A 26,662-nucleotide genomic window follows, 5' to 3' on the forward strand; every position below is an offset into this window, starting at 1 on the left:
TTACGAACATGCTAAATAAAAAATCCGACGCTGAACACGTCGGATTAGCACTCCTTATACCTCCTGGCCGATTTATTTCTTCCTTCCCTTCATTACATCCCCAGTCCACCCTTTTTCATGCAGCCACCAATAGATCAATCCGGTAGACAACAAAATCACTCCCCAAGCAAATCCATACCCATATTTCCAGTCAAATTCGGGCATAAATTTGAAGTTCATTCCCCAGAGCGCACCTAATACAGTAATCGGTGTGACAAGAACTGTAAATACGGTCAAAGCCTTAATAATTTCATTTCCTCGATATGTATAGACATTCATGTTAATATTCAATAGCGTTTCAATCTGGTTGTCGTAATGATAGAGAAGTTTCATTGTTCTTTCCACACGGATGACCACTTTCCGGTAAGCATCCATCTCTTCCACTTTGTCCAAATATGCCTCCTGCATGGCCAGAAGCATTTCTTCAACTGGTATTGTAAGCTGTTTTAAAAATAACATCTCCGAGCGGCATTCAAAGATTTCTTCCAGCATATTGCCGTGACTCCGTTCTCTGATCACTTTTTCAAGTCTTAACAGTTTTTCTTCAAAATCATCTATACCATCAAGGAAATTTTTTAGTACTTCCCCTATCGTCAGGAGAAAGCCCTCGATCGCATTATCACATTTTTGAAATTGCTCCAACAATACCTCTTTACCATAGTCAAAAATAGAATCTATATCCAGGTCAAATGTAATTAAAGTATCTTTTGATATATAAAAGTGTAGTAATTCGTAGGAATCTGCATTTTCAGGATTACATAGGTAATTCAACGAGCCGACAAGTGCTGTGCTTCCACCCTTTTCCACCGGCAAGATCTTTAATGAAGTCGATTGAATATTTTTGGCATTTTTCACCCAAAGGCCAAATTCCGCAGACTTGTCTTGTAGTCGTTCAATTTCATCCTCATCTTCAAAATCCAAGTCTATCCATGTCCACCCGTGTTGAAAATAATGAGCTGTTTTCTTTTCTTCGATTACCATTCACTTTACCCCTATTCTGTTTTAATCATTTTTGTATTCCCTTTTAGCGCTAAATTATTCGTTATAAAGAGAGATAGTTTAAAGCAATCAACAACAGGGAATTTTTTCAAAACGGGGGTGATTTGATGGAATTGCTTTTAATGCTTGGTTATTTCATTTTTGTTGCAGTCATTATTGAGATTTCCTCTACCTTGTTGGTGATCACCGGTTTGAAAAGAAAAGTTGCCAGATATCAGGTAATCTCTATGTTGACTAACACAGGTTTCACCACAGATGAAGCAAGATTGATCCTGGAACACCCTGTTCGCAGAAAAATCAGTGGATTCCTTATATTGTTTGGAGCATTTTCCCTCGCAGTCATCATTTCCATTCTCAGCTCCTATTTATCGGATGATATACATTTTAAACAATTGGGATTAATCCTGTGTATTGTTGGCATCACTTTATGTTTATTGAAGACGGGTCCAATTCGGAGATTTTTAAAAGAAAAACTCAATGATTCCCTCCAAGATCAATACCAACTTGACGAACTTCCTATACGGGAGGCACTTTATATGAATAAGAGCGACTTGCTGATTGATATCCCTCTTTCAGAAGAATCTCACTATGTTAATAAAAGATGGATAGATGTGTGGGACGATGACGAAGACATAAAGCTACTTTTTATCAGAAGAGGGGAAGAGGTCATCCGGCTTCATTTGGATGAAGAGCAATTGCATGAAGGAGACCTCCTGTTTGTCCTGGGGGATGAAAAAACTATTAAATATAAGTTCAGAAACGAACTTCACAGAAAAGAAAAAAACAATCATGGTATTTCAGGGTCTTAACGATTCTCTTTTTCGGTTAAATGAGTCCAGCCATCCTTTTGGATAACCTTCCCCTCTTTCATTAGCTTGCCCAACGCACGTTTGAAGGATCCTTTGCTCATTTGAAACCTTCCTTTTATATCTTCCGGCAAGCTTTTATCCCAGTATGGCATATTTCCGCCGCGGCTGACCAGGTAGCTGTATATCCTTTCCGCATCCTCATCAATGGCTTCGTGAGCCCTCGGAAGAAGCGATATGTTGATTGATCCATCTTCTTTGACACCAATCACCCTCCCTTCCACCAATTGGCCGAGACGGGGCTCTTTTACTCTTTCCGAACGATGGATAAAACCAAGATACCCCTCTTCAGTCATAATATTTGTTCCTTCGAGAAGAAGGCGGTAAACCGTTCCTTTTACATTTCTATTTAATAGTTTCTTTTCGGCGGAGATTGCCAGCCTTCGGAAATCTTCTTCGGTTCCGAGCTTTCCAAAGAGCCTGTTTTTTTTATCTGTTTTCAAAGAGCAATAAAGCTTGTCACCCTTTGCGGGCCACAGCCTGGACAATTCGGGTAAATCATCTTTAGAAACAAGGACGTCTTTTGATAAACCGATATGTATGAAAACACCCAAATTCTCTTTGACTTCCACTACTTCTGCCCAACCGAAATGCCCTTTCCTAATTTCAGGAATTGTTAATGTCGCAGCTAGTCTTCCTTCGTGGTCCTGATATAAAAAGACGGTCTGTTCCTGATGAGGGTCGAAATTATCTGGAACTTCTGTATGATGAAGCAAGACATCCTCTTCCCCATCAGTCAAAAAATATCCAAACGGCACTTCGCGTGCTCCAAATAATTGAACAACCGTCCCAGCTTCCAATCTTGACATTTGATCTACCTTCCTTCGAATAATAACCATTTACAATAATGCCCATTATACCACTTCACTATTCGAAAAGCCCGATCGCTCCCTTCTTACAGAAAATCTTCCGCCATTCAGACGGAAGATAATTTTAAACATATTTTCTTTAAGGTAAGATTTCCCTTTTGGCTTTGTCAACAAGTACAAGTATTTTTCCTTCCTTCACTTCATCATGATACCGGTGTGCATCGTCCTCAGGTATTCCCATTCCGATCAAAGCACCGGCCAGCCCTCCTACTCCCGCTCCTGCTGCAGCTCCTGACAAACCTGCCACAATCGGCCCGGCTGCAATTACCGGTCCAATTCCCGGGATCGCTAATGTACCAAGCCCAGCAAGCACTCCTCCCAAGCCTCCAAGTACACCGCCGGTCGCAGCACCGGTTGCAGCACCTTCAGGAGCTTTTGTATCTGTTTCGTGAGTAATGTGATCCACTTCTTGCCTGTTTTTACTAATAACAGAAATATCATCCTGGTTGTAGCCATCCCGTTTTAACTGCTCGATTGCACTTACCGCTTCCTGTTCCGTATCATAGGCACCTACCACATATTTTTCTTCCATGGGAAAATCCTCCTTCTATTCTTTTTATACTATTGGATTACCCCTGGGAAATGATTGTAAACACCGTTTAGAGGTCTTGCACTATGAAGCCTTGCCTATCTGGTATATTCGCATGTCCCACCCCCTTCGTTCACAACCAACAAATTGTGAATTTTATAACCTTTTACTCTATTAAAAATGTGACAAATATGTTAACATATATATCGAAATATCAATATTCATGTAGAAACTTGAGTAATGAACATAATATCCGAACGGTTGGCACTTGGCAGCGGACCTGTTAAAGACTAACCACCGCAAATCGCCTTATCTCCTGGAAAGGCTTTATTTCGCGGTGGTTTTTTGTTTGGTAGACTTTATAAATGAGCGTATTGCACCTAAAGTCGTATTATGTAATAACTCATTCCTTCATAATTTTGATATTTCATCTATGTTAACGATTTCATTTATCCGGGTACTATTTCATTAAGGGGGTAAAAACAATGGAGAAACTGAAAAACAGGTGGCTGATTGTTGTTTCCGCGGTTGGCATACATATTTCAATTGGATCAGTCTACGCATGGAGCAACTTTACCAACCCGCTGATGGAGGAATTCAATTGGACTGCCAGCCAGGTGCAGTTGACATTCAGTCTCGCTATTTTGTTCTTGGGGCTTTCAGCAGCCTTTTTAGGACATTTTGTTGAAAAACACGGTCCGCGCAAAGCTGGTCTCCTCTCTTCTATCTTTTTCGGCATTGGTGTTTTTTGTTCAGGATTCGCAGTAAAAATGGGGTCCTTACCATTGCTCTACATATCGTATGGGGTAATTGGCGGAATAGGTTTGGGTGTCGGCTACATAGCCCCTGTCTCGACACTTGTCAAATGGTTTCCTGACAGAAGAGGTATGGCTACCGGCATGGCTATTATGGGATTCGGATTTGCGGCAGCCATCAGCAGTCCTGTCATGGATTTCCTTATAAAGACTGTAGGGATCGCCAATACTTTCTTTATTTTGGGAGCAATCTATTTCATTATTATGACTTCATCCTCCCTTTATCTAGCAAAACCGCCTGAAGGCTGGATGCCCAAAGGCTTCAAGGAAAAAGTGGAATCAGGGAAAGTATCAGCAGACCTGTCCCAGCTAACAGCAAATGAAGCGATAAAAACCCCTCGGTTTTATTATTTATGGATCATGCTGTTTATTAACGTAACTTGCGGTATTGCCATTTTATCCGCGGCTAGTCCGCTGGCTCAGGAAAGCATTGGTCTTTCATCCATCGAAGCTGCTGCATTGGTTGGAGTGCTCGGCATCTTTAATGGACTCGGGCGAATAGGCTGGGCAACCGCCTCCGACTATATTGGCCGCCCTAACACTTATACAGTTTTCTTTATTATCCAAATCGCTTTATTTGCCCTTCTTCCATTCACAAGCGTATCTATATTGTTCCAAATCATGCTTGCTGTCATCCTGACGTGCTACGGAGGAGGCTTTTCCTGTATTCCCGCCTATATCGGAGACATTTTTGGGACAAAACAATTGGGCGCCATCCACGGTTATGTATTGACAGCGTGGTCCGCCGCTGGTGTAGCAGGGCCCATGTTTGCGGCAAAAATCAAGGATGTGACCGGAAGCTATGGAAACAGCCTGCTATTCTTTGCAGCCTTCTTTGTTGTCGCTTTTGCCGTTTCACTTATTATCCGGCTTGACATTAATAAGCTTAAAAAGGCAAAAGCTTCCGAAGGCAGCCGAAAAGACTTCGTAACCAATTAAACTGGTATTTGAGATATCCTGTAAACATGGTAGAATGGTAGTAAGCATCAGGACAAGAGGTTGTTGGATGATGAGAAATTATGAGGCAGAGTTCAGTAATTTAGTAAGATCTTTTCGAAAACGCCATATGGGTAAAGGGCCCAGCAAAATAAAGACAACTTTTTGCAAAAACTGGGCGATTTGCGAAATGGAAGGCAATTTATCGCCAGTCGAGAAATTTATCGCAAGCGCAGAAGATGGAAAACAGATGGTCCGGGCTGCCAGGACTGAGATGGTGAAAGAGATGTACCGAAAAAACCATCCTATCGAAATGGAAGAACTGCTTGGCGCAAAGTTCCTTGATCTGTTTGTTGATATAGACATCGAAAAAGACTTGGGAATGTCGATTTTCATCTTTGACCAGAACCTGGAAGAGAAATTCAATACTAAATAATAAGCCATCAGTGAGTTGGCACTTGGCAGCGAACCTGCTAAAGACTAACCACCGCAAAGAAATGCCCATTTCAGGCATTTTTGCGGTGGTTTTTTATGTATAAATAATAGAAAGGAAGAATTGAAAATGGGAAAAACAAAACACGACGGCCCTATCAAATTGCCGAAAAAACCTGATCCCAAACATTGGGTAAGTCCAGTGCCATTCGGGCTCGGCAAAGTCAAACCGAAGCATATCCGGGACACGATGAAAGTAGTGCTTGAAAACAGCGATAATCTGCCTTATGCATACCGAATCCTGACACAGGGAGTGTGCGATGGCTGTGCACTGGGAGTATCCGGTCTGTATGACCAGACCTTGGCCGGTCCGCATCTATGCACTACCCGGTTAAATGTACTGCGGTTAAACACGATGCCCGCCATAAAAGAGGAAGTTCTTCATTCGGATATTAAAGAACTAAGAAAGTTGGGAAGCACTGAATTAAGGAAACTGGGCCGGATTCCCTATCCGCTCTCACGAAAGCCGGGAGAAAATAGATTCCGCAGAATATCATGGGATGAGGCGCTTGATTCAATTGCAAAAAAGGTTAAGTCCATCGACCCAAAACAAATGGCAATGTTTTTAACAGCACGGGGAATTACGAACGAAGTATATTATACAGCCGGTAAGTTTGCCCGGTTCATAGGCACAAATAATATTGACAATGCATCAAGAATCTGCCACTCGCCCAGTAAGACTGCTTTAAAAAGATCACTTGGAATCGGAGCATCCAGCTGCAACTATAAGGACTGGATTGGTACTGATGTTCTGATTTTCTGGGGATCTGTTGCTGCCAATAACCAACCTGTTTCAACCAAATATATGTATGCCGCGAAAAGAAAAGGTACAAAAATCATATGCATTAATCCATACAAAGAACCGGCTATGGAGGGTTATTGGGTACCTTCAATAGCAGAATCCGCACTCTTCGGAACTAAAATAGCCGATGATGTTTATCAAGTGAATATCGGAGGGGATATCGCCTTTATGAATGGCATCATGAAGCATTGGTTTGAAATGGAGGACAACACGCCAGGATCAGCGATAGATCATGATTTTGTAAGCAAGCATGCCAACGGCTTTGAAGATTTGAAGGCACACGTACAGAAACAGAGCTGGGAGCAGCTTGAAAAATCATCCGGAATCAAAAAAGAAAGAATGCTTGAATTCGCGGAACTACTCGCCAAATCCAAAAGTGGCGTATTTGTCTGGTCCATGGGTTTGACCCAGCACCGATTTGGAACTGATAATATTTCTCAGGTGGCCAACTTGGCAATCTTAAGAGGGTTCATTGGAAGGAAACATTGTGGAGTAATGCCGATTAGAGGGCACTCCGGTGTCCAAGGTTCAGGCGAAATGGGAGCCGATCCATTTGTTCTTCCCGGAGGAGATTTCGAGCCGGAAAACATTGAGCGAATGGAAAAGGTTTGGGGTTTTGACATCCCTAGATGGCAAGGCGATATTGTTGGCGTTTCCCTGGAAAATGCAGTACTTCCTGAGGATCATGAGAAAAAATTGAAAGTCTTTTATACTTCAGGTGGAAATTTTCTTGAAACTATGCCTGACCCGACATTTATGGAAGAATGTCTGAGCAGTGTCGACTTAAGGGTACACCAGGATATTATTCTGAATACATCCACTCTTGTGGATGCCAAAGAGGAAGTCATTGTCCTGCCTGCACAAACAAGATATGAACAGCGCGGCGGGGGAACATCCACTTCAACTGAACGGATGGTCTATTTTTCTCCTGAGATCAAAGGGCCAAGAATAGAAGAAGCGCGTTCCGAATGGGAAATTTACGTAGATTTGGCTTCACGTATTAAACCTGAGAAAAAACATTTAATGAATTTTATAGAGGCGGAACAAATAAGAGCTGAAATAGCCGTTGCAAACCCCAATTATGATGGCATCCAACATTTAAAAAACCAGGGAGATGTTTTCCAATGGGGTGGAGCTTGGCTGTGCGAGGACGGCATATGTCCGACCGAAGACGGAAAAGCCTCCCTTCTGCCAATCGAGCTTCCCGAATTACGCAAGCCTGAAGGCCATTTCTATGTTACGACTAGACGGGGCAAACAATTCAATTCGATGATTTACAGCGAGAAGGATCCCTTTAATGCAGCAGATCGATACGATGTCTTAATACATCCCGAAGATGCCAAAGAACATGGAATAGTGGAAGGCGATGCCATTGTTGTATACAATCAATATGGGACCTTCCAAGGTAAAGCAAAGTTTGCTGATACACGCAGAGGCAACATTTCCGTATACTGGCCTGAAGGGAATGTTTTACTGCAAAAAGGCATCTATGAACAATTCGCTGGAATTCCGGAATATAATATCGGAGTCATTGTTGAAAAAGCAGATACGTACAATGCCCGGAAAGACATTAATTATTTGGAAAAGCGAATCGATGATCTCGAACAAGAAATTAGCTAAGAAGGTGGTTTAATGGAGCCTATCGTCAGAGATCGTCTGCAAGTACTGAGATACAACGGAGAAAAACTTATAGAAATAGAGGATCAGGCTGCTGTAGAATATCCGCTTACAATCCATATCGATAATGAAGAATTCGCAACAGTCGTCTGCACTCCTGCAAATTTGAAAGAGCTTGTAATCGGCTTTTTGGCATCCGAAGGAATGATCAGAAATATCGGAGACATCTCTTCCTTTGATATAGATGAACATCAGGGATTTGCCTATGTAGAATTAAAAGTAAAGCAAGTGATCAGCAAAGAATATTACTCGAAACGGATGATTGGTTCGTGCTGTGGTAAAAGCCGACAATTTTACTTCTACAATGATGCTAAAACGGCCAAAACAATCATGACCAGGCAAAAAATCTCTGCTGGGCAGTGCTTGAAACTGATGGAAAAAATGCAGAAAAGTTCAGAAGAGTTCCAGCGTACAGGCGGTGTACACAATGCAGCCTTATGCACTGAGGATGAGCTGCTTTTTAGTTATTCCGATATAGGCCGTCATAATGCCTTGGATAAAATATTCGGCTACTGCATTATTAACAACATATCCTTAAAAGATAAAATAATCGTTTTTAGCGGAAGAATTTCGTCCGAAATCGTATTGAAGGTTGCCAAAATCGGAGCAGGCATACTGATCTCAAAATCAGCTCCAACGACCTTAGGAATTGATTTAGCGCATGACCTAGGCATTACTGCGATAGGATTTGCAAGGAACAACCAATTGAACATTTACACACACCCTGAACGGATTGTCTAGGCGGAGTGTGTTCCACAATCGAGCCGGGGGAGGTCCCTCCCCCCGGTTCTTTCTTTTTTCAAACCAAAAAGACGCCCTTCATTGAAAGCGTCTTTCCTTAACTTTATTCTTTTTTCTCCAATTCGCCCAACACACGGTTCACCCGTTTTTCAAGCATTTTCATTCCGCCGCCTCCGGCTTGGAAATGGCGTAATTGTCCGTCTTTATCAAACACATAATATGCAGGCACATATTCATTTTGAAATGCATCAGCCAGTTTCAATTGGCTGTCTATAAAGATAGGCTGCGTAATGCCATGCTCATTCGCAACTTTTTTTATTTCTTCAATATCAAGATCGTTTTCGGATCTTGGCATATGGACAGCAACTACATTCAATTTATCTTTATAATCGTCACGGAATTGATTTACCTGCGGCATGGCTTCTTTACAGAGATGACAACTGATGGACCAATAGTGAATTAATGTAGGCTTCTCCCCTATCAAGTCTTCTTTTGTCTTCTGGCCGTTAAGCCATTCGGTTGCACCTTCCAGTTCGGGCATAGGTTCACGCAATTTCATCAAGCGATCCCTCTCTTCTTTGGAAAATTTTAAGCTCTGATATAGAAAGACAGACACGAAAAGTGCCTGTCCTATTCAATGCTAAGCTACACCGCCTAACCTAATCTCACGGGGTCACAAACCAATTGCCTGTAACGGCTGGAGTACTGCCTCTTCAGGAATCGGGCTGCGCCTTTCAGTGTTGATCAGGGCGCTTACGCTTTTCTAATGTCCAGCTCCAGCGCCTAGCCCCTCGAGGTCATAAGTCCATTCCCTGTGGTGGCTGAAAAGCTGCCTCCTCGGGAATCGACTTATGCTTGTCGGGGCCGGTCAAGGCGCTTTCGCTTTTCTATATTAAACGTTCAGTGTTTCTTGGCCAGGTCTCCAGTTTGCAGGGCAAAGTCCGCCTGTTTGTAAAGCTTGAAGTACGCGAAGAGTCTCGTCCACGTCACGTCCGATGTTGTTGTGGTTGACAACAGAATACATCAATTCACCTTCCGGGTTGATGATGTACAATCCGCGAAGTGCAATACCTTCTTCTTCGATCAGTACTCCGTATTCACGGGAAACAATATGGTTAGTGTCCGCAGCAAGCGGGTATTTCAAATCGCCAAGACCATTGTCCTTGCGATCAGTGTTAATCCAAGCCAAGTGAGTGTGGATTGTGTCTGTGGAAACTCCAATCACTTCAGCATCCAGATCTTCGAATTCGTCATAACGGTCGGAAAGTGCCGTGATTTCTGTTGGGCAAACAAATGTGAAGTCCATTGGATAGAAAAATAGAACTGTCCATTTGTCGTTCTTCATGTTCTCTTCCAGACTTACTTTACCAAATTCCTTGTTTGGCATTACTGCTTCCATTTCAAAGCGTGGTGCTTGTTTTCCTACCATACGTTCTGCCACAGTAAAATCCCTCCGTAAATAATATAATATTTAACTGAGAAAAACCTATGTATGTTCTCAGTGTACAACCTCATCACAATTGTTATTATAGGATAATCAGTAAGCCAAGTCAACATTAATTATAATAAATTTAAATAAAAAATCATTACTAATTAATGCGTTTACTCTATTTCACTTTATTATGTATCCCATAAAAACGGATAAATATTCCTCTATCTTCAGTCTACCATGACTTATATCGACAACAAAACAAAATGCTCCGCAAAAGAAGCAGGGAATCGCTATATTATTTTATAAAAAATGCGCTTCAAAAGGCGGAGGCTATCGATCATTCCGGGTGGGCATCATTAAATTCACGGACAACTTCCAAAAATGCCTGAACCTGTCTCAATTCAAAAGCGGAATCATAACCAAGCAGCCAAGTGTCACGTTTGATAGGCATCCCCTTTTCATCCATGAGAGGAATTTGATACATGTTTTTATCTGGGCCATTCAGTGTGATAGCCGGCAGGATGGCATACCCGATTCCATTGTATGCCATTTGCTTGCATGTCTCGATCTGGTCTACAACAATGGTTCTTTTCGGTGCAGTCTGAAATTGGCGGTGCCACCAATCCTGGATTTCCTGGTAATAATTCGAATCACTTTTGAACTGGATGAAAGGACGGTCGGTTTGGAGTACCTGGTCAACTTTTTTGATTTCCCTGTCCACTAGATAGAGGCTATCCTCGAACAAATGATGTTTTGAACTTTTCCAATCCGTCGCTCCTCTGATGATGCCGATATGTACATCCCCTCCGTAAAGCGCCTTAAGGATTTCACTGCTCCATCCGGTTATAAGGGAAATCTTCGCATTGGGGTACAAACTCACAAACTTCTTCAGGACTTTCGGAAGCCAATTTTGACCAACTATCGAAGCACATGCTATTTTTAATGTCCCATGCACATGCGTTTCAAGAGCCTGTATTTCTTCGACTACCCGTTCTTCCTTCTCAAGCATCTCTTTTGCAAATTTAACGACAATCTCTCCGGACGGAGTAAGGATCAAACCTTTTTGTGAGCGGATAAATAGTTTCGTCCCCCATTGCTTCTCGATATTTTGCAGCCGTTGGGACAAAGCAGGCTGGGAAACAAAAAGCTTCTCCGCTGCCTTTCGCATATTCATTTCTTCGGCAAGCACGGTTAAAAACCGTAGATCTGTATTGGACATATAAAAACCTCTTGATTCAAGTATTTATTCTTATGCCTCCGCTCTGCTTTTTTTGGGGAGGAGAAGTACCAAAAAGAAACTGATGATACCGAACATAAGTACAGCTATATAAACAGAGTGCAAGGAGTATGATAGCCCCTCCTGCAGCAGACTTTTAAACGATTCACCCAATTCGGCCCGATGTTCCTCCGTAAGTAGCATATTGGTGGAATCCAGCGTGAGGTTTTGACCTGTCTTTCCCCCGTGCTCCGCAAAATAACGGAGGATCTGGCCATTGAGAATTCCACCAAGCAAAGCAGCACCAACAGTATTGCCCAAATTTCTCATAAACATATTTGATGCAGTTGTGATACCACGCTGCTTCCAATCCACAGACCCTTGTATGAGTACTATAAATGAAGTGCTTGTCAGCCCCATTCCGACTCCTACACAAAAGGAGGATAAGGCAGCTCCCGCAGGTCCGGCTGACGGTACAATCGTAACGAACAGTCCACCCCCGGCAACAAGAAAAATGCCGCCGACAAAGGATGTGGAACGATAGCCAATTTTTACGATCAATCTACCGGCAGCTGTTGATGCCAGTGGCCAGCCGATGGACATTGCAGTTAATGTAAAACCAGCAATAGTAGCACTTTTTTCCATTACGCCTTGAACATATGCAGGTAAAAAGCTTGAAATTCCAATTAACATCAAGCCTGTTGTAAAAGAGACTAGGTTGGCAATCAAAATGGGCCTAAGCCTCCAAATCTTCAAAGGCACCATAGGCTCAGCCGCCCTGCTCTCTTGTAAAATAAACAATAGGAAGGCTGCTGTTGCAATGATGGCAAGTGTGAGCACCTGAGGAGAGGACCAAGAGAACCGGACGCCGCCCTCCACCAAAATAATCATGAAAGAGGAAATGGTTACAGTCAGAAGGCCTGCACCAGCATAGTCGATATCCGGCTTCTTTTTCTCAATTGTTTCATGCAAAAAAAGCCAAATGCCGATAATGGACAGGACACCTAACGGAATACTTACCCAAAATACCCATCTCCAGCTTATGTACTCTACAAGGAGCCCGCCTACTGCCGGTCCCATGATAGCAGAAATTCCCCAGACGCTTGATAAATACCCTTGTACATGGGCACGTTCTTCTGCTGTATAAATATCTCCAACGATTGTTGTTGCAATCGGCATCACCGCCCCGGCACCCAACCCTTGGATGAGCCTAAAGATTATAAGCTGCTCCATAGAACTCGAGAGGCCGCATAAAATTGATCCGATAAGGAAAATACTGATTCCTATTGTTAAAATTGGCTTTCTACCATAAAGGTCTGACAATTTCCCATAGATAAGAACTGTAATTGTATTCATTAATAAATATGCGGAGAAAACCCAACTGTAGTGGGCAAATCCTCCCAAATCCCCAATGATGGCTGGCATGGCGGTGGCAACAATTGTCGCTTCGACAGCACCTATGAACATTGCCAGCATAACAGCAGCAAGTACATATGGGCGTTTGGTACGGCTTGGGATATTCTTTGCCAACTCCCCCATTATTCCATCTCCTTTTTTATCTGTGTCATCGTCTACTTGGTCCGGCTGAGAAGGCAATAAAAGAATAAGGCAAATATATGGCAGGCGGTCATAATAATGCCCATCGGCAATATACTGGCGCTGCCTAGGCCTGCAAGCGGGGCAGCCGCTGCTCCAAATACATGAGGCATAAGTCCATGGAGCGCAGCGGCACTGCCGGCCGTTTTCTCCTTATCGGACATGGCAAGTGAAAATGATGTTGTTCCGACAATTCCGACGGTCGATACTGAGAAGAAAAGTGGAATCAAAACAAAGATCAGGCCCGCATTGAACATAAGCATCAGAAAAAGGGCTATGCTGCTAGCTACAGCCATTATCAGACCTATCGCTAATAGCTTTTTTTCATGGACCCTGCCTGCAAGCCATCCGGTTATTTGTGCAGAAGCAATAATTCCAGCCCCATTCAGGGCAAACAACAGACTGAAGGCCTGTGGGGATAATTTAAAGTGTTCCTGCAGCAAAAACGGTGAGCCGGCTATGTATACGAACATGGAAGCCATAACGAACCCTTGCGCCAAACAATAACCCATAAAAACTTTATCCTTTATAAGAAAAGAAAAGGTACTGAACATATTTCCGATGCCGCCTTCAGAACGGTTGGATTCCGGCAGCGTTTCAGGGAGACCCCAGAGGACTGAGATCAACATAACAGCTCCGATGACAGAAAGAACCCCAAAAATCCCTTGCCACGGCATGATGGACAGCAACTGTCCTCCCGCTACAGGGGCTGCAATCGGAGCAGCTCCATTGACGAGCATCAACAAAGCGAAGAACTTTGTAAGCTCAACTCCTGAATACAGATCACGTGCCACTGCCCTGGCAATCACGATACCCGCAGCAGCAGAGGCACCCTGTATAAATCTCATGGCAATTAATCCCCAAATACTCGGCATGGCCATGCAAAGTAAAGAGGCGATCGTAAAAACAATCAACCCTGCCACCAAAGGCTTTTTTCGTCCTCTGGCGTCACTTAGCGGGCCGACAATAAGCTGCCCGGCAGCCATACCCAACAAAAAAGCAGTGAGTGTCAGTTGAGCCGAGGAAGCATTCGTCTGAAAACCAGCAGCCAGATCAGGCAAGCCAGGAAGATACATATCGACCGAAAGCGGTCCAAAAGCTGTCAACGAACCAAGGATGACAGCGGCCCATAAGCGATTCATTTTAGGATGTGAAACAACAGAATAATGATGTAGAGCAGAACCCTTCATGACTCCCCCCCTCCAAATCTGGCAATAAAATTAGGCTCCCGAAAAAGGGAGCCGCCTTCTTGAACACTTTTACATTAAAGTTGCAATTTCAGCTCTTTTAAAAGGGCTCTTCTTGTAACAATGCCTTCAAAGTATCCCTCTTCGTCAAGAACACATAAAAAAGGATGGTCGATAAGCAGACCAACTGCTTTTTTAAAATGATCACGGAGCATAACAATCGGAATATTTACAGCCATGACGTCCTCGACTTTTTTATCACTAAGCTTCTCGAATTCAATCCTTTCAAGTCCAAGAATCGATTCTGTAATGATGGCAGAACTAATTAAACCGTGTAATTTAAAACGGGCATCAAGCACCGGTATAGCAGAATAGCCACTCTTTGTCAAAACGAGCAAAGCATGCTCTAAATTATTTCCTATTTGCACGTGGGCCACTTTTTCAGACGGAATCATGTAGTCACTGATCTTCGGTTCTGTAAACGCCTGACTTTTCAAGGAAATCATCTTTAAACTCCCTCATCTCTTTACAAAATCGTTCTAATATCATTTTACCATAAATTTAGAAAAGGGAAACAAATCTGTCATATGAAAAATCATTTTAAAGAAAATGTGAGACCGCCTTCAAGGTTAAAAAGTCTTCCGCTTCAAGGAGCAAGCGGAAGGCAAAAAGTTTAACGATACGCTTTTTCTTCTTGTACAATATCGAATATTTCTATAGCTGCAGCATCAATGTCGTCAAATTGATATGTCTGCTTATTTTTATCCTTATCGTATTCTTCCACTTCGAATGTTCCTGTACCCGAAAAGTATTTCACCTGGCAGATGACTTTCCCGTTCACTTCAAATTGTCTTTGAGGAACTTCCTCTTGGCCCTCCATACTTTGCATTGTTTGCAGTCTTTGAATTATACCTAATAATTGTGACATGTTTTAACCCCTTTCTTTGGGAAGACACACTTATTATAAAAGAAGCCCCTCAAACAATGCAAATCGTTTATTTTTTGCGTTACCGCAAATTTACACAAAAAAATTAGACAGGATGAACCTGCCTAAAACTATTTCCCCCGGAAGACCTTTTTAAAACCACTCATTGATATATCACTAGTGAAAAAATCGTCTATTGATCTTCCTTAATATTCAACAATGACTCATTCAATTTCTTTAACGATCTGATAATTGTTTTCTTTCGATTATACCCTTTGACGTTTACGGAAACTCCATTCATGCTAGTAAATACTTGACCCCATGAACCGTAGGGCTTAAATCCGTAAATATAAATTTTGATAACACCTGATTTTGAAGGCAGGAAAACAGCTTCATAATCTTTACTTTTTTTCATTCCTGCATCTCCTTCCCTGCAAGCTTTCTTAGCTATATGTCAATTAATCGTTGTAAATTCCTCTATCACCGACACAGTTAATATACACCTGGCATGCTCGGTTTTCAAGTAAAAATTAAGTTGTTATTCATCTTTAAACAAGGCACGTCTTTTCATTCCAATTGCATAATGATATAATTGTTAATAAATTTCTATCAATTAAAGAAAGGAGAACCGACTTGTGGATCCGGATAACAGAAGAACTACTCCACTAGTACCGACCATTGAGAATCTGTCTCAGGCTATTTTCACGGTCAACAGACACGCAAAAACAGCCATTAATCCGAAATTCCTATATAACCTGAAGAAACAGGCACTTGAAAAAATGATCAGGGAAGGAAAAGCGTCAAAAACCGGACTGCATTTTTCAAGAAACCCGAAATTCAGCCAGCAGCAATCAGATGTATTAGTCAAATGCGGAGATTACACATTTCATATCCCGCCTACAAAGGAAGATTTTGAACAATTACCTCATTTAGGCCATCTTGATCAACATTCCCGCAATCCAAAAACTCGCATGTCGCTAAGTAAAGCGAAACAACTCCTTCAAGATTATACCGGTCTCAAAGAACCCAGACAAGAACATCAAAAAAGGTCGCAGCAGAAGCCAGTGTTTAAAAAATTGGGGGACAGTTTTTTTTGATGGGTTCCATGTCTGTGTGTAAAGTCATGCATGACAGCTTGATTCCGATACTCCATTGGAGTTTAAAGAACTTAATATACAATCATTTGAACAGATCCGCACTCTTTTTGGTGGTATAATGTCCTTCGAAACGACCATTCAGACTGGATGGAGCTTCGTTCGGGGATAAGAAACAAGTTGACAATGCAGCCAGGAAGAGTTTTTTCAATCAAATTATATATTGATAGCATGCTAATTAAATGTTTACTAAACCTTAAAGCCGCTGACTTTCATCAGCGGCTTCCATAACATTCAATATTATTCCCACTGCACAAGCCTGCGGCCATCATTCCAACTCCTTCTTTCCACAGGGTATGCGACATACTTATTTTAGCAATATATGTTCAACATACTTTTAAAATAAAGCACGAGTAATTGAAGAAAACATCAAAAGCAAACAATTGAACCATATTAGGCTTAATTGATCATTAGGACATAAATCAGGCTATTTGTTTTCCAACACAGGCACCGGAATAAAGGATCTAATTTTGTTTTGGAGAGTTAACATGTGGCCCGATCTTTACATGAACAAGAGTTAGACGAAGTGACCCAATCAAATTAGTACGTGTTGTTTATCAGATGCCACCGACGTAAGGATCAATCAATTTGCCGTAATGGATAAATCTTCCTCATCAATATTCTCCTCGAGCTTGTAGGCCATTTTAATTTTCTCAATTCCAATATTTTATCAAAGCTTGTGTTCCGCTGTTTTCCTCGCCCTTTTCCGCCAAAGATTTATACATTTTTTCTGCAAGCGCAAGGCCCGGCAGCTCTAGCCCCATTTTTTTCGCTTCATCAAGTGCGATTCCCATATCTTTTATAAAATGCTTGATGAAAAACCCGGGCGAATAGTCTTCCTTCAATACTCTTGGGAGTAGATTTGACATGGACCAACTGCCTGCAGCTCCGGTGCTGATGGAAGTGAGCATCCTCTCAGGATCAAGGCCGGCTTTTTTCGCATAGACAAGCGCTTCTGTCACACCAATCATATTGGAAGCTATAGCGATTTGATTGCACATTTTAGTATGCTGCCCTGCTCCTGCTTCTCCTTGAAATACAATATTATTCCCGAGTACCGATAGCACAGAATACACCTCGTTAAATACCCTTTCACTTCCACCTACCATGATGGATAGGGTTCCATTCTTAGCCCCTATATCCCCTCCTGAAACAGGTGCATCTAGAGCATCCATTCCAAGCTCCTCAGCTTCTGCAAAGATTTTTTTGGCCAGCGTCGGGGTAGATGTTGTCATATCAATGGCAACTTTGGCTTTCCCAGCTCCTGCAAAAATTCCATTATCGTCAAAATACACGCTTTCCACATCATGTGGATACCCTACCATTGTAATGATGATATGGGCTTCTTGAGCAACTTCTTTTGGAGATGCTTTCCAATTTGCTCCTTCAGCCAGCAATTCTTCTGCCTTTTCTTTTGTGCGTGTATAGATGAAGACGGGGTACCCGTTCTTCATTAAATTGCGGACCATTGACTTCCCCATTACTCCAATTCCAATAAAACCGATTTTCCTCTCCATTTGTTTAAAACCAGCCTCCTCCATTTAAATGGACCTTAATTTTCCGCCATCTACCACAAATGTGCTGCCTGTCATGTATGTATTCCCCTCTGAAGCAAGAAAAACAACAATCTTCGCGAATTCCTCCGGCGTTCCGTCTCTTCCAAGAGGGATGCTCTTTTGTGACCGCGTTTTAATCTCTTGAACGGAAACTCCTTCCATTTGGGCATGCGCCTCATCAAGGTGCTCCACTCTTTCGGTTGCTATTCTTCCAGGGCCTACGGTATTTACAAGAATATTGTATTTCGCAAATTCATTTGCTATCGTTTTTGAAAGCCCGACTATGCCCAACCTGAATGTATTGGATAAAATCAACCCTGGAATGGGCTCCCTGATCGAGGAAGAAGCAATATTTATGATTCTGCCCCCTTTTTCCTTCAACAACGGAAGCGCTTCCCTAATTACCCTAATGTAAGAAAGTAGATTCAACTCAAATGAACGCTGCCAGTCCTCATCCTTCATATCTTCAAAACTTCCGGCTGGAGGTCCGCCTGCATTGTTTATCAATATATCGATTCCTCCAAACACATCAGCCGTATGCTTTACTGTACGGGTGATATCGGCAGAATTTGTAATGTCGCAACGTATGTATTTCACCTTGCCGCCATTAATGCCATTTAGCTCCTCCGCCACTTTTTTCAATTGTTGTTCGTTCCGGCTGGCAATCATGACGTCTGTTCCTTCCCGGACAAGTTGTTCAGCGATGGCTTTTCCCAAACCTTGACTGGAAGCCATGACAAGGGCTCTTTTATCTTTCAAACCCAAATCCATTTTTTCATCCCCTCTTCTCTTTATTCCTGTCACAAGTATAGCACAAGAACTAGCTTGCAAGCCCAAGTGCAAGCTCGGCAAACAGAAGAGAGATTCCTTCATTCAGAGTTGTCTTAACATCTAAATTTTAGTTCTTTCAACGGGTTCCGTATACAACTTCATTGAAATGTTTCTGTTTCGACACAGAATTAGCCCTACCCCAGGAGGGCACCTTCCTGACCTTTTCCCATGTAGGCTTAACGGCCAGACATTTGTCTTCAAACGGAATGAAAAGAATGAAAAGTCGCGTGACAGCTACTTTAGAAATCCCGGGCAACATAGTTATACTTGAAAGGACACAAAAAAAAGGAAGACACAAGTCTTCCAATAAAAAGGGGGAAAAATGAGATTGACATGACTACTAGAAAATTCCATTCAGTCATGATTAGTATTCTATTACCCAAAACTTGGACAAATAACCCTTTTTTAATAATTTTTTATTTCATTTTAATTACATAATGATGATGAAAAATTATTTGTAATCGTGATTAACCTTATGATTAGTAGTTATCACTCGTTGTACAGATTCTTTCACATAAAAGAAACCGTTTTTTTATCTAGTTTGCACTTTCACAGAAAATAGTGCAAACTAGATAAAAAAATAAAGGGGAGAAGCCAATGAAAATTGCTAAAGTCGGTGACCTCATTGAATTTAAAGACGGCCTTAGGGGTATAGTTGAAAAAGTAAATGAAAACTCGGTAATTGTGGACTTGACATATATGGATAATTACCGTGACCTTGAACTGGAGGAAAAAACAGTCATTAACCATAAAAACTATAAGATTATAAATGAATCAATCAAGTTATAAGAAAGGCGAAGAAACTAATCTAAAAAAGCAAGCGAACATGCTTGCTTTTTTAGATTGGCTGACTCCCTCTTTTTAGGAGGTCATTGAAATACCACAGCTTTGTCAGAATATAAATGGATGATTAACCTTTTTTCCGTTAGAATGAATTCATATTCTCATAAGGTTATGAATGAAGAAAGGAAACGAACCTGTTTTATGTTTAAAAAATGGATGGACTTTAAATTAATCGGCGGTATATTCTTTGCTTTTCTGCTCATCTATGTCACTTTCGACAGAAAAGATGTATTTTGGTATTTATATACAGCCACACTTTTATTTTTAATAAGCTATACTATTATAAATGAACATCTTGACGATGAAGTGCCGGCTAAGGACTATATCAAACATGGACTCTGGTCGGGGATTTCCCTTTATTTGCTGTTTTTTGCAGGGAATTGGATATTTTCCATGATGCCGGGGTCATTGAATGACCAGGTTGCTTCGATATTCAAACATTTTTCTTTTACTTTCATCTGGCATTACCTTGTCCTTATTTTTATCATCATTCCAGGAGAAGAAATCTTTTGGAGAGGTTTTGTCCTTAAAAGAATGGCAAGACTGCTCCGCCCGGCCACAGCCATAGTTGCCGCTGCTGTGCTCAATGGAGCGGGTTTTATCCTCTCAGGATACCCCGTATTGGCCTTAGCCGCTTTTGTGAGCGGACTTGTCTGGGGTTCCTTGTATATGTGGAAACGCAGTATCCCTCTTGTTATTTTTTCGCATTTGACATTTGATTTATTGTTATTGATCATCTTTCCTTTATATTAGGCAAACAAATAGATTGAAAACACTAATATGGGAGGCTATAAAAATGAAAAAAATGAAGTCTTTGTTCACCTTCCTCCTTGCCGCTTCCTTACTCGCAGCCTGCGGTTCAACGAAAAAAGAGCAAAATGCCGGAAACGAGACTGTGGATGGAAAGGAAAAAACCGAAACTGTAGGTGATGACAAAAACAAACAAGAAAACGGTGAACAGCAACCTGAAAATCAAACCTCTGATGGACAAGATCAAACGGAAAATGAACTCGGTGAAGATAAAGAGGAAAGTGAATCAGACAATGTCCGACTGTTGGAGCAAAACCTTACATATCAAATGAACGGCCAAGAAAAAGAAGAGACGGCATTTTTAAAGGAAAGTGACAATCAGGATTTTTCCCTGTACGTACTTCCAGGATATGAACTGACCGGTGAGGAACCACAAAAAGATGTACTCTACCTTAAAGAGAATGACACATTGTTTATGCGGATTGAGATTCTCCCGGCTGAAACAGATTTAAATGTTGAAATTGAAACTGCCAAATCCCAGCTTGAGTCTGTCAGTTCCGAAATTAAACATGCCAAGCCAGATAGATACAAGTGGCTGAAAGGCGCAGCCGGCTTTACGGCTGATAACGGAAATGAAAAAGTAAGTGTATTTCTCGTCCCGCAAAAGGATCGACTTCTGAAACTGACAATTTTTACGCCAACCAAAGAGGATATGGAAGACCCATTCTTGACGATGGCTGAGACTATTGAAGAAAAGTGAATCTGACATTATAAAGCCCGGTTAGTCTTATTTACCGGGCTTTAGTCGGTTTGATCAGCAGCAAAAACAAAAAGCCGATACTGATATAGCCGAACAAAGGATATAAGAATTCCAGCAAGGTTCCATATTTCACATGGCTGATCAAGTAAACAACCGCTAACAGGCCAATATGGATCCAAAAGCTGTTTATCATTAAATAGCCGCGAATCTGCCTTTCCAGCCCGTACAAATTTCCAATCACCGATGTGAAAATTTCCCCGTATATGATAAGTAGATATAAGAAGTGGAACGTTCCAGCTAATCCTTTTACAATGACCGCCATTGGGATTTCATATCCTGCAGGATCAGGTAAGGTTCCAAGAGAGATGTGACTTGCTAAAAGGATAACAGTCAGTAACAGACCACCGATCATCCCTCCCAATTTTACAGCGGACCGATCCTTGATCTCTGCGGCCATAGGCACCAAAACAGCCTGTGCCAATGCCAGGTTAAAGGCCGCATATGAAAAAGCCGACAAAACCGCTTTCCCGCCTTCTTTCCAGCCTGAAACATGTATTGGTACGAATATTCGACTTTCCGTTTTTAGAACTAGAAGCATGACAAGAAAATTGAAAATGACCATCATGGGGACTACAAAAGTATTAACTGCAAACAGCCCCTTCACTCCGGCAGTCATGACAATAAGTGTAAGTATAACCGTAACCATTAATCCTGTCCGCGGAGGAAGCCGAAGCTGTTCCATAAATAATGCCTCCGCACCGGAGAGCATTACAGCACATACTCCCGTCAGCATGACCATTAAAAATAAGTTCATGACCATAGCAAGCCGACGTCCAAATAAATACTCATTCAATTGCTCAAAGGACTTCGCCTCAAGATCAATCGAAACCAGCATAATCTTTGATCCCAACACAATAAACAGGATACCTGCCAGAAAAATAGCGGCAGTTCCATAGAAACCAAAACGTGTGAAAAACTCAACGATCTCCCGTCCGGTTGCAAATCCCGCGCCTACAATTGTTCCTACGTAAACCGAAGCGACTTGGAAAGCCTCTGACCATTTTTTCAACAGATGCGCCCCTTTCCCCTCCTTTTATCCTTATGAGACATGCCTCAAAAAAATATATTTTTTGATCAAATGGGTTGAAAGTCAAAAAAGGTCAGTGTATAATAAAACCACAAGGTCAAAGTTGGTCAAAACAACAGACCTTTTTTATTAACAAATTGGTCAAAATTGATCAAATTCTAAAATGTATAATGGAGGTTAGGTGCATATGCTTTGCAGCAAATGTAATCAACGAAATGCTAACGTTCATCTCCACGTAAATATAAACGGACAAAAACAAACCTTGGCATTATGTTCCACCTGCTATGCCGATGAAAAACAACAACTGAGTGCGATGGGAGGATCTCCTTTCGGGAATCAATTCGGAGGATTCGACGATTTCTTCAAAGGACTTCCAGGTGCAGGAGAAAATGCATTTAATCCAAACGCGAATGGAAATGTCCAAGAAAAAACCGCTGGAAGACAGGGCGGAGGCTTTTTGGATCAGTTCGGCCGAAATTTGAATGACGCAGCCAAAGCTGGATTGATCGACCCTGTCATTGGACGTGAAGAAGAAATTAATCGGGTTATTGAAATATTAAACCGCAGGAACAAAAACAACCCTGTTTTGATTGGTGAACCAGGAGTCGGTAAAACGGCCATCGCAGAAGGGCTGGCACTTAAAATGATCGATGGCGCTGTCCCTGCCAAATTGAGGAATAAAGAAGTTTATTTGCTTGATGTTGCTTCTCTAGTTGCCAATACTGGAGTCAGGGGACAATTCGAGGAACGGATGAAACAGCTGATCGCCGAACTTCAAAGACGGAAAAACATTTTGCTTTTCATCGATGAGGTACATTTGCTTGTTGGAGCAGGTTCCGCTGAAGGTTCCATGGACGCCGGAAACATTTTAAAACCCGCGTTAGCCAGAGGTGAATTGCAGGTCATTGGTGCGACTACTTTAAAAGAGTACCGTCAAATTGAAAAAGACGCAGCACTGGAAAGACGATTCCAGCCAGTGCAAGTTGGCGAGCCAAGCAAAGAAAAAGCCTTGGAAATTTTAAAAGGATTGAAAGACAAATATGAAAGTTTCCATGAAGTGACTTTCACAGACGAAGCAATCAAGGCATGCGTAGACTTGTCAAGCCGGTACATCCAGGATCGCTTCCTTCCTGATAAAGCCATCGACCTGATGGACGAAGCCGGTTCAAAGTTAAATTTGATGATCAATGAACCAAGCAAGGAAGATGCTCAGCTGCGTTACGCAGAAGTGGAAAAAGAAAAACAAGCGGCACTAGCCAAGGAAGATTATGAAACTGCCGCAAAACTTCGTGATGAAGAAATGAAATTGGAGAAAATATTGAATGAGGAATCATCTGGACCACGAATGGTTGTGGATGTTGAACATATTCAGAACATCATCTCTGCGAAAACAGGTATTCCAGTTGGAAAGCTGGAGTCCGATGAACAAAAGAAAATGAAAAACCTTGTTGACAACCTATCTTCCAAAGTAATCGGCCAAAATGAAGCGGTCCAAAAAGTGGCCAAAGCCATCCGCAGAAGTCGAGCAGGTTTGAAAGCAAAAAACCGTCCAATCGGATCATTCCTTTTCGTAGGACCAACTGGGGTAGGTAAAACAGAACTGACAAAAGTGTTGGCTGAGGAACTTTTTGGAACGAAAGATGCCTATATCCGCCTTGACATGAGCGAATATATGGAAAAACATAGTGTATCCAAGTTAATTGGTTCTCCCCCAGGATATGTAGGTCATGAGGAAGCCGGACAATTGACTGAAAGAGTACGCCGGAATCCGTATAGCATCATTTTACTTGATGAAATTGAAAAGGCACACCCTGACGTACAACACATGTTCTTGCAAATCTTGGAGGACGGTCGCCTTACAGACAGCCAAGGCAGAACAGTGAGTTTCAAGGATACTGTCATCATTATGACAAGCAACGCCGGAACAGGCGTAAAAAAGATCCAAGTTGGATTTGATAAAAGCGATGCACTTAAAGAGACAAGCATTCTTGATTCTCTTGGATCCTTCTTTAAACCGGAATTTCTAAACCGTTTCGACGGAATTGTAGAATTCCATTCATTAGAAAAAAGACACTTATTAAAAATTGTGGATCTTCTCCTCAATGAGATGTCCGATACTTTAGCTGAACAAGGGGTGTCTATAGATGTTCCTGACGAAGTAAAAGAAAAATTGACGGAACTTGGATATCATCCACAATTTGGTGCACGTCCGCTCCGCCGCTCGATCCAGGAGCAACTCGAAGACCAAATCGCAGATTTCATATTGGACAATGAAGGTGCCAAGCATCTTCAAGCTGTCTTAGAAAACGATAAAATCATCGTAACACAAAGAGAGGCTGCCTAAGGCAGCCCTTTTTTTATAACTTAGTCTTACGAGGATTGTACATGTCTTGCAGGATACGGTTTAGAGAATAAAACAAACGATTGTTTGCGGCTTTGATTTGTTGTCTTAGCAGAGGATGTCGATTGATAGATATGATAATAATCATTTAAAAGTTGGTCAAGTTCACGGCTGCAAGTAATCGTTTCATCTGCGCCCAATCCGTATTTTTCGCCTAGAATGAACATTTCTTCCCGTTTTTGTTGAATCTTTGCCAAAAAAGAGCTTTGATCCTTACTGCTGTTGCACATGTATTGCCTACCTCCGCCATCCATTCTTTTCAACTCTACCATTGTCTCAAAATTATCCAGCAATGTAAATAAATATCCAGAAATTGACACCGTTCGGACAAAAAAACAATATGATTCTATGAAAGTGATCATAGAATACCTTCTAATTTTAACAAGAGCTCCTTTTTGTCGACTTGATTCCCCGCGTAACCTGTTAATTTGTTATTCTTTCCAATCACCCGATGGCATGGAATCAATATTGGCAGACGGTTGGCTCTGTTTGCCTGTCCCACCGCTCTCACTGCTCTTTCATTTTGTATGGAAGCTGCAATGTCAGCATATGTTCGGGTTTCTCCAAAAGGGATTTGAAGCAGCTTATTCCAGACTGCTTTCTGGAAGTCTGTTCCGTCTATAGATAGAGGAACAGAAAATTCTCGCCTTTTATTATGGAAATAATCAGACAGTTGGTTGACAGTCTCACGAAGGATCGGATGATCCCTTCCTTCCTCCATGTTGTTTTTTACCGATTCCGGAACATCTTCCGTATTAAAATAAATTCCGGTTATTCCATAATTTGTAGTGGTTAGAAATAGTTTACCTATTGCACTGTCCATCTCAGTATAATAAAATTTCATTATCATAGACTCCCTATCCATTGTATTAGACTCCTTCATCACTTTCATTATTTTCTCTCATTTGTTATATAAACGTAATGTTTGTCAAAACATGCAAGGGGAAAATGCAAAGTGACTAACTTAGTATGCGGGGGACCATTGATGAAAAAAAGAGATTATTACTTTGACAATGCTAAAATCCTGTTGATTTTCCTTGTGGTATTTGGGCATTTTCTTCAATCCTATATTGAAACTAGTTCGTTCATTTCCTTTTTGTATAAATTCATTTATACATTCCATATGCCGGCGTTCATTCTGATTTCGGGTTTTTTCGCCAAAGGCATTTATGAAAAGGGATATATTGCCAAAATAACAAAAAAACTGATCATACCCTATATTTTATTCCAAATCGTCTATGCAGTATTTTACTATTTTTTACACAGCAAGGACACCTTTAAGCTGGAACTTTTTCAACCGCATTGGTCACTCTGGTTTTTAATCAGTCTATTTTGCTGGAATATCATGTTGCTGGCATTCAGTCGTCTGAAACCCAGAGTTGCCTTGACTATTGCGCTTTTGGCTGGGCTTGGAGCAGGTTACTTCGACTGGATATCAACTTATTTCAGCTTGTCGAGAACCGTTGTCTTCTTTCCGTTTTTCTTAGCCGGTTATTTTTTGAGCAAAAAACATTTTAAAGAGCTTGTACAATCAAGAGCAAAAGTGGCGTCGCTCCTTGTCATGTTAATCGTTGCCACCGGCATCCTTGTTTTCCCGGATTTGAATGAAAAATGGTTCTTTGGCTCAAAGGCATATAGTGAGTTTGAAAATGCAGAGATGTTTGGAATGTTACAACGAGCGGGAATTTATATTGTCCAATTTACGATGACTGCATGCTTTTTTGCATTCGTTCCTCGCCGCCAATTCTTTTTTACAAGATGGGGGAAAAATACATTGTACGTCTATTTGCTGCACGGATTCATTGTACGTACATTTAGGGGAAGTGATCTAGAGGGATACGTTGATCAAGTGCAGGCATTTCCTTTATTATTGGTAGTCAGTCTTCTATTGACCGCCCTCCTCTCAAGTAAATTTATAACAAGCATCACTCAGCCGATTATAGAATTGAAGTGGTCAAAGCTGAAACATGCTGCGAATCAACAGCGAAATGAATACAGTTCATCTTGATAGAGCGGGCGCAGTTCCGCTCTTTTTTTATGCACTATATCCTTTTACCTATATTCGCCATAATTCGAATAGTTCCTGCTTCTTTTTATCTCAAATTGTAGTTTTCTTTTTTCTTCGCTAAAATAGATGAGGTAGTGAAGAAAAAGGAGTT

The 26,662-nt window shown here is 41.5% G+C and carries 27 protein-coding genes; 11 read left to right on the plus strand and 16 right to left on the minus strand.

The genetic code is table 11. From position 1 onward, the window contains the following. Positions 1-72 precede the first annotated feature (72 nt). On the minus strand, positions 73-1,020 hold the full coding sequence (locus tag C509_RS23225) for a magnesium transporter CorA family protein (RefSeq protein ID WP_018705303.1): 948 nt from the start codon (positions 1,018-1,020) through the stop codon (positions 73-75). A 125-nt stretch (positions 1,021-1,145) separates the two neighbouring features. On the opposite strand from C509_RS23225, the gene C509_RS0102385 reads away from it, so the two are divergent. Next, the gene (locus tag C509_RS0102385; RefSeq protein WP_018705304.1) at positions 1,146-1,847 is read left to right on the plus strand and encodes a TrkA C-terminal domain-containing protein; all 702 of its coding nucleotides are present in this window, start codon (positions 1,146-1,148) and stop codon (positions 1,845-1,847) included. On the opposite strand, the gene C509_RS0102390 is transcribed toward C509_RS0102385, so the two are convergent. Both C509_RS0102390 and C509_RS0102395 read right to left on the minus strand, forming a co-directional pair. Further along, positions 1,844-2,713, minus strand: coding sequence for a CvfB family protein (locus C509_RS0102390; protein ID WP_018705305.1), 870 nt, complete (start codon positions 2,711-2,713; stop codon positions 1,844-1,846). The two genes, C509_RS0102385 and C509_RS0102390, sit on opposite strands and share 4 nt — an antisense overlap. 139 nt (positions 2,714-2,852) lie before the next feature. Further along, on the minus strand, positions 2,853-3,305 hold the full coding sequence (locus C509_RS0102395; RefSeq protein WP_018705306.1) for a general stress protein: 453 nt from the start codon (positions 3,303-3,305) through the stop codon (positions 2,853-2,855). Between the two features lie 482 nt (positions 3,306-3,787). On the opposite strand from C509_RS0102395, the gene C509_RS0102400 reads away from it, so the two are divergent. The 4 genes from C509_RS0102400 to fdhD all read left to right on the plus strand — a co-directional run bounded on the left by C509_RS0102400 (position 3,788) and on the right by fdhD (position 8,765). Next, positions 3,788-5,056 (plus strand): L-lactate MFS transporter, encoded by a 1,269-nt coding sequence (locus tag C509_RS0102400; RefSeq protein ID WP_018705307.1) that lies wholly within the window; start codon positions 3,788-3,790, stop codon positions 5,054-5,056. Between the two features lie 70 nt (positions 5,057-5,126). Continuing rightward, positions 5,127-5,489 (plus strand): Na-translocating system protein MpsC family protein, encoded by a 363-nt coding sequence (locus C509_RS0102405; protein ID WP_026319641.1) that lies wholly within the window; start codon positions 5,127-5,129, stop codon positions 5,487-5,489. A gap of 126 nt (positions 5,490-5,615) precedes the next feature. Continuing rightward, positions 5,616-7,967 carry an FdhF/YdeP family oxidoreductase gene (locus tag C509_RS0102410; protein WP_018705309.1) on the plus strand — a complete coding sequence of 784 codons (2,352 nt, stop codon included), beginning with the start codon at positions 5,616-5,618 and terminating at the stop codon, positions 7,965-7,967. A gap of 12 nt (positions 7,968-7,979) precedes the next feature. Next, entirely contained in the window at positions 7,980-8,765 is a 786-nt protein-coding gene (gene fdhD, locus C509_RS0102415; protein WP_018705310.1) for a formate dehydrogenase accessory sulfurtransferase FdhD, read from the plus strand. 103 nt (positions 8,766-8,868) lie between these two features. On the opposite strand, the gene C509_RS0102420 is transcribed toward fdhD, so the two are convergent. The 8 genes from C509_RS0102420 to C509_RS0102455 form a co-directional block, all read right to left on the minus strand. After that, positions 8,869-9,324, minus strand: a complete 456-nt coding sequence (locus C509_RS0102420; protein WP_018705311.1) for a TlpA family protein disulfide reductase — start codon at positions 9,322-9,324, stop codon at positions 8,869-8,871. 333 nt (positions 9,325-9,657) lie between these two features. Then, the gene (locus C509_RS0102425; RefSeq protein WP_018705312.1) at positions 9,658-10,206 is read right to left on the minus strand and encodes a peroxiredoxin; all 549 of its coding nucleotides are present in this window, start codon (positions 10,204-10,206) and stop codon (positions 9,658-9,660) included. A 328-nt stretch (positions 10,207-10,534) separates the two neighbouring features. Beyond that, on the minus strand, positions 10,535-11,416 hold the full coding sequence (locus tag C509_RS0102430) for a transcriptional regulator CcpC (protein ID WP_018705313.1): 882 nt from the start codon (positions 11,414-11,416) through the stop codon (positions 10,535-10,537). 30 nt (positions 11,417-11,446) lie between these two features. Then, positions 11,447-12,952, minus strand: coding sequence for an MDR family MFS transporter (locus C509_RS0102435; RefSeq protein WP_018705314.1), 1,506 nt, complete (start codon positions 12,950-12,952; stop codon positions 11,447-11,449). A 32-nt stretch (positions 12,953-12,984) separates the two neighbouring features. Continuing rightward, on the minus strand, positions 12,985-14,199 hold the full coding sequence (locus C509_RS0102440) for a multidrug effflux MFS transporter (RefSeq protein WP_018705315.1): 1,215 nt from the start codon (positions 14,197-14,199) through the stop codon (positions 12,985-12,987). 74 nt (positions 14,200-14,273) lie between these two features. Continuing rightward, a complete protein-coding gene (gene cbpB / locus C509_RS0102445; RefSeq protein ID WP_018705316.1) occupies positions 14,274-14,702 on the minus strand; it encodes a cyclic-di-AMP-binding protein CbpB in 429 nt (142 codons plus the stop codon). Positions 14,703-14,869: 167 nt separating this feature from the next. Continuing rightward, positions 14,870-15,124, minus strand: coding sequence for a YkuJ family protein (locus C509_RS0102450; RefSeq protein WP_018705318.1), 255 nt, complete (start codon positions 15,122-15,124; stop codon positions 14,870-14,872). A gap of 190 nt (positions 15,125-15,314) precedes the next feature. After that, positions 15,315-15,536 (minus strand): hypothetical protein, encoded by a 222-nt coding sequence (locus C509_RS0102455; protein ID WP_018705319.1) that lies wholly within the window; start codon positions 15,534-15,536, stop codon positions 15,315-15,317. Positions 15,537-15,756: 220 nt separating this feature from the next. Here C509_RS0102455 and C509_RS0102460 point away from each other — a divergent pair, with 220 nt between their 5' ends. Next, the gene (locus tag C509_RS0102460; protein WP_018705320.1) at positions 15,757-16,218 is read left to right on the plus strand and encodes a YkyB family protein; all 462 of its coding nucleotides are present in this window, start codon (positions 15,757-15,759) and stop codon (positions 16,216-16,218) included. Positions 16,219-16,928: 710 nt separating this feature from the next. Here the strand turns inward: C509_RS0102460 and C509_RS0102465 are convergent. Together C509_RS0102465 and C509_RS0102470 are read right to left on the minus strand one after the other, a co-directional pair. Beyond that, entirely contained in the window at positions 16,929-17,792 is an 864-nt protein-coding gene (locus C509_RS0102465) for an NAD(P)-dependent oxidoreductase (protein ID WP_018705321.1), read from the minus strand. A 24-nt stretch (positions 17,793-17,816) separates the two neighbouring features. After that, positions 17,817-18,602 (minus strand): SDR family oxidoreductase, encoded by a 786-nt coding sequence (locus tag C509_RS0102470; RefSeq protein ID WP_018705322.1) that lies wholly within the window; start codon positions 18,600-18,602, stop codon positions 17,817-17,819. A 657-nt stretch (positions 18,603-19,259) separates the two neighbouring features. On the opposite strand from C509_RS0102470, the gene C509_RS0102475 reads away from it, so the two are divergent. The 3 genes from C509_RS0102475 (at position 19,260) to C509_RS0102485 (ending at position 21,015) form a co-directional block, all read left to right on the plus strand. Next, positions 19,260-19,451: a YkvS family protein gene (locus tag C509_RS0102475; RefSeq protein WP_018705323.1), complete on the plus strand. Its 192-nt coding sequence runs from the start codon at positions 19,260-19,262 to the stop codon at positions 19,449-19,451. 210 nt (positions 19,452-19,661) lie between these two features. Next, positions 19,662-20,258, plus strand: a complete 597-nt coding sequence (locus C509_RS0102480) for a CPBP family intramembrane glutamic endopeptidase (RefSeq protein WP_245542411.1) — start codon at positions 19,662-19,664, stop codon at positions 20,256-20,258. Positions 20,259-20,301: 43 nt separating this feature from the next. After that, a complete protein-coding gene (locus C509_RS0102485) occupies positions 20,302-21,015 on the plus strand; it encodes a hypothetical protein (protein WP_018705325.1) in 714 nt (237 codons plus the stop codon). A 31-nt stretch (positions 21,016-21,046) separates the two neighbouring features. Here the strand turns inward: C509_RS0102485 and C509_RS0102490 are convergent, their stop codons facing one another. Continuing rightward, a complete protein-coding gene (locus C509_RS0102490; protein WP_018705326.1) occupies positions 21,047-22,084 on the minus strand; it encodes a YkvI family membrane protein in 1,038 nt (345 codons plus the stop codon). A gap of 205 nt (positions 22,085-22,289) precedes the next feature. Here C509_RS0102490 and C509_RS0102495 point away from each other — a divergent pair, with 205 nt between their 5' ends. Then, positions 22,290-24,446: an ATP-dependent Clp protease ATP-binding subunit gene (locus C509_RS0102495; protein WP_018705327.1), complete on the plus strand. Its 2,157-nt coding sequence runs from the start codon at positions 22,290-22,292 to the stop codon at positions 24,444-24,446. Between the two features lie 26 nt (positions 24,447-24,472). On the opposite strand, the gene C509_RS24990 is transcribed toward C509_RS0102495, so the two are convergent. Beyond that, positions 24,473-24,865, minus strand: a complete 393-nt coding sequence (locus C509_RS24990) for an aspartyl-phosphate phosphatase Spo0E family protein (protein ID WP_018705328.1) — start codon at positions 24,863-24,865, stop codon at positions 24,473-24,475. Further along, the gene (locus tag C509_RS0102505) at positions 24,862-25,347 is read right to left on the minus strand and encodes a methylated-DNA--[protein]-cysteine S-methyltransferase (protein WP_026319643.1); all 486 of its coding nucleotides are present in this window, start codon (positions 25,345-25,347) and stop codon (positions 24,862-24,864) included. The genes C509_RS24990 and C509_RS0102505 overlap by 4 nt, the downstream gene beginning before the upstream one ends. A gap of 141 nt (positions 25,348-25,488) precedes the next feature. Between C509_RS0102505 and C509_RS0102510 the strand changes: the two genes are divergently transcribed. Next, positions 25,489-26,511: an acyltransferase family protein gene (locus C509_RS0102510; RefSeq protein WP_018705330.1), complete on the plus strand. Its 1,023-nt coding sequence runs from the start codon at positions 25,489-25,491 to the stop codon at positions 26,509-26,511. Positions 26,512-26,662: the final 151 nt, after the last annotated feature.

The organism is Siminovitchia fordii DSM 16014 = CIP 108821 (assembly GCF_000374565.1).
GTDB lineage: Bacteria > Bacillota > Bacilli > Bacillales > Bacillaceae_C > Siminovitchia > Siminovitchia fordii.